Origin of the sequence: Pseudomonas sp. Pseusp3, assembly GCF_047304225.1 — a bacterium.
Lineage (GTDB): Bacteria > Pseudomonadota > Gammaproteobacteria > Pseudomonadales > Pseudomonadaceae > Aquipseudomonas > Aquipseudomonas fluorescens_CD.
In genome coordinates, this window is record NZ_JBGLYV010000223.1 from 1 (window position 1) to 1,227 (window position 1,227).

At 50.9% G+C, this 1,227-nt stretch carries 1 rRNA gene; it reads left to right on the forward strand.

Features of this window, described 5'->3' with window-relative positions:
* Positions 1 to 64: 64 nt before the first annotated feature.
* Positions 65 to 1,227 (forward strand): 23S ribosomal RNA (locus ACCD00_RS30625); the annotation flags it as partial.

Below are 1,227 nucleotides of genomic sequence, written 5' to 3' on the forward strand. Positions count from 1 at the left end.
GAGCAAGTGCGAATTTTCGGCGAATGTCGTCTTCATAGTATAACCAGATTGCTTGGGGTTATATGGTCAAGTGAAGAAGCGCATACGGTGGATGCCTTGGCAGTCAGAGGCGATGAAAGACGTGGTAGCCTGCGAAAAGCTTCGGGGAGTCGGCAAACAGACTTTGATCCGGAGATGTCTGAATGGGGGAACCCAGCCATCATAAGATGGTTATCTTGTACTGAATACATAGGTGCAAGAGGCGAACCAGGGGAACTGAAACATCTAAGTACCCTGAGGAAAAGAAATCAACCGAGATTCCCTTAGTAGTGGCGAGCGAACGGGGACTAGCCCTTAAGTGGCTTTGAGATTAGCGGAACGCTCTGGAAAGTGCGGCCATAGTGGGTGATAGCCCTGTACGCGAAAATCTCTTGGTCATGAAATCGAGTAGGACGGAGCACGAGAAACTTTGTCTGAATATGGGGGGACCATCCTCCAAGGCTAAATACTACTGACTGACCGATAGTGAACTAGTACCGTGAGGGAAAGGCGAAAAGAACCCCGGAGAGGGGAGTGAAATAGATCCTGAAACCGTATGCGTACAAGCAGTGGGAGCCCACTTTGTTGGGTGACTGCGTACCTTTTGTATAATGGGTCAGCGACTTATTTTCAGTGGCGAGCTTAACCGAATAGGGGAGGCGTAGCGAAAGCGAGTCTTAATAGGGCGTCTAGTCGCTGGGAATAGACCCGAAACCGGGCGATCTATCCATGGGCAGGTTGAAGGTTAGGTAACACTGACTGGAGGACCGAACCGACTACCGTTGAAAAGTTAGCGGATGACCTGTGGATCGGAGTGAAAGGCTAATCAAGCTCGGAGATAGCTGGTTCTCCTCGAAAGCTATTTAGGTAGCGCCTCATGTATCACTGTAGGGGGTAGAGCACTGTTTCGGCTAGGGGGTCATCCCGACTTACCAAACCGATGCAAACTCCGAATACCTACAAGTGCCGAGCATGGGAGACACACGGCGGGTGCTAACGTCCGTCGTGAAAAGGGAAACAACCCAGACCGTCAGCTAAGGTCCCAAAGTTATGGTTAAGTGGGAAACGATGTGGGAAGGCTTAGACAGCTAGGAGGTTGGCTTAGAAGCAGCCACCCTTTAAAGAAAGCGTAATAGCTCACTAGTCGAGTCGGCCTGCGCGGAAGATGTAACGGGGCTCAAACCATACACCGAAGCTACGGGTATCACG